Origin of the sequence: Acinetobacter sp. HR7, from assembly GCF_000773685.1 — a bacterium.
Taxonomy (GTDB): Bacteria; Pseudomonadota; Gammaproteobacteria; order Pseudomonadales; family Moraxellaceae; genus Acinetobacter; species Acinetobacter thermotolerans.
This window is the reverse complement of record NZ_JPQO01000121.1, coordinates 1-2,662: the sequence shown is the minus strand read 5'-3', so window position 1 is coordinate 2,662 and position 2,662 is coordinate 1. Positions and strand designations below refer to the sequence as shown.

Sequence of the window (2,662 nt, the reverse complement as noted above, 5' to 3'; positions counted from 1 at the left end):
GGAAAAGCTGCGAAATATCAAGTGAAAGCAGCCCATTTCGCAGGTTGGATTCAGTTATTACTTGCTGTCATCGTGATTATTGATGTCATTAGACGATTCATGTTTGGAAGCGAGCCAGAATCAACGCTCATGATTGTTATTGGCCTGCTCGCACTTATAGCTAACGTGACATGCTTATATCTTATTTCTGGTCATCGAGAAGATGGCGCACATATGAAAGCCAGTTGGATTTTCTCGGCGAATGACGTTGTGGTAAATATGGGCGTTATATTTGCCGGTGTACTCGTGGCGTGGACGGGATCAGCTTATCCAGACTTAATCATTGGCATCCTGGTTTCTTTATTCGTGCTTAATGGTGCTCGAAAGATTTTGGCTTTGAAGTAAGAGTCTCGAAAATGAATCTATTTCAAGTTAAACAAAATCAGATCGTCAAAATTAGAGATCTCAAAAAAGGTAATCAATACAGTCATACCACTGATCCCGTATTGGAACGGCTCCAACTATTAGGTTTTAGAGAGGGTGAAACTCTACAAGTACTCGCTAAAGGTATTTTTGGCGGAGATCCTGTTTTAGTTCAAATTGAAACTTCAAGATTCGCATTAAGAAAGAATGAAGCTGAAAGAATTTTTGTAGAGTTAGTATCCAATGAAGATTAAGAACATTGCATTAGTCGGTAATCCAAATTGCGGAAAAACCTCTTTATTTAATACACTTACTGGTACGCGACAAAAAGTTGCCAACTATGCTGGGGTTACCGTAGAAAGAAAAGAAGGTTCTTTTAACTTACCTTCTGGTGATGCAGTACGAGTATTGGACTTACCCGGAACTTACAGTTTAAAACCTAGTAGTTTAGATGAAGAAGTTACCAGGGCAGTTTGTTTGGGCGAGCTAAAAGGTGAAATTCTACCCGACATTTTTATATGCGTTGTAGATGCCACAAATTTAAGCTTACATTTGAGCTTGGTTCTCGAAGTTCGTGCTTTAAATCGCCCTATGATTCTTGTATTAAATATGATGGATGAGGTCAAAAAGCGTGGTATTTCCATTGATAAGGATAAACTGTCTCAACTGTTAGGTATCCCTGTAGTTGAAGCTGTCGCAGTTAAAACAAAAGGAATTCAAGATTTAATTAATCAATTAGATCAAAAAAATCTTTTTATTACTCCTTATCATTCTGAATTAAGTCATTTTGAACAGGTCAAACAAATCACCAAACAAGTTATTTTAAATAATGACAATGGTGATAAAAGAACCGCATTTCTAGATAAAATTTTTCTACATCCTGTATTAGGTTTAGTAATCTTAACTTTAACCATGTTTGTGATGTTCCAAGCGGTATTTATATGGGCAACACCTTTTATAGAATTCATTGAAAATTTTATCGTATGGCTCAGTGATTTTATTGGACCACTAATCCAACATCCTCTATTAAAAAGCTTGGTAGTCGATGGGGTAATTGCTGGCACAGGTAGCGTGCTTGCATATATGCCTCAGATTTTGATTTTATTCTTCTTCATTTTAATGCTTGAAGAGTCAGGCTATTTACCCCGAGCAGCATTTCTTTTAGATAAATTAATGTCTAAAGCCGGGCTTAGCGGCCGTTCATTTATTCCTCTGCTATCCAGTTTTGCTTGTGCGATTCCCGGAATTATGGCAACCAGAAGTATCAGCTCTGAACGGGACCGATTAGCAACAATTATGATTGCACCATTGATGACCTGTTCAGCAAGATTGCCCGTATATGCTTTATTGATCGCGGCATTTATTCCGAACCAATTAATCTACGGCTGGTTAAGTCTGCAAGGATTAGTCCTTTTTGGTCTTTATATGTCGGGAATAGTCTCAGCGTTATTAGTTTCACTCTTTCTGAAGTTGGTTCGAAAAGATAAAACTGAAAGTATTTTTATTTTTGAGCTTCCCACATACCGAATTCCAGATATTAGAAATATTGCATTAGGCTTATATGATAGGGCAACTATTTTCTTAAAACGAGTTGGTGGCATTATCGTTGCACTGTCTATCTTGTTATGGGTGCTAGTCACGTTCCCTCAAGCACCAGATAATGCAACCATGCCAGCCATTAACTATAGTTTAGCTGGTCAGTTAGGACATTTAATTCACCCTATATTTGCGCCTATTGGTTTTACATGGGAAATATGTATTGCACTCATTCCTGCTATGGCAGCAAGGGAAGTTGTAATTGCAGCTCTTGGGGTGATTTATGCGATGTCAGGTGATGAAGATACTGTAACTCAAAGTCTGTTAAGTCAAATTTCAGGCCCGGATGGATGGGGGTTAGCCACAGGTTTATCATTATTGGTATGGTTTATTTTTGCTCCACATTGTCTTGCCACGTTAGCAACAATTAGACGAGAAACAGGTAGCTGGAAACAGCCTGTCGTTATGGCAACTTATTTGTTTGCATTAGCCTACATCTTTTCATTCATCACATATCAAGTTGCGAGTAAGTTTTAATTAGCAAATGAATAAAAGAGGGGGGGAGCTAGCTCCCCCCCTTTATTAAATTACTCGATGTAAGCGTGGGCTTCTGAATACTTTTATCTAACTATAACAACTACTTAAATGTTTAAATCTCTAGGTTTTGAATAGTCGAGGTATCAGACGAATATAGATTGGTAAAAAGTAAGCATCCGGCTAACAC

The 2,662-nt window shown here is 37.9% G+C and carries 3 protein-coding genes; all 3 read left to right on the top strand.

Annotated elements, in window-relative coordinates; all coding sequences use genetic code 11:
* Window positions 1–384: cation transporter (locus tag GW12_RS06015; RefSeq protein ID WP_034584838.1), on the top strand; the 384-nt coding region annotated here is incomplete at its 5' end.
* A gap of 11 nt (window positions 385–395) precedes the next feature.
* Window positions 396–656 carry a FeoA family protein gene (locus GW12_RS06010; protein WP_005220165.1) on the top strand — a complete coding sequence of 87 codons (261 nt, stop codon included), beginning with the start codon at window positions 396–398 and terminating at the stop codon, window positions 654–656.
* On the top strand, window positions 646–2,475 hold the full coding sequence (locus tag GW12_RS06005) for a ferrous iron transporter B (protein WP_034584836.1): 1,830 nt from the start codon (window positions 646–648) through the stop codon (window positions 2,473–2,475). Before GW12_RS06010 ends, GW12_RS06005 begins: the two co-directional genes overlap by 11 nt.
* Window positions 2,476–2,662: the final 187 nt, after the last annotated feature.

Excerpts from the sequence above, each read along its gene's own strand:
- GW12_RS06005 (WP_034584836.1), top strand. The coding sequence starts at position 646 with ATGAAGATTAAGAACATTGCATTAGTCGGTAATCCAAATTGCGGAAAA.
- GW12_RS06010 (WP_005220165.1), top strand. The coding sequence starts at position 396 with ATGAATCTATTTCAAGTTAAACAAAATCAGATCGTCAAAATTAGAGAT.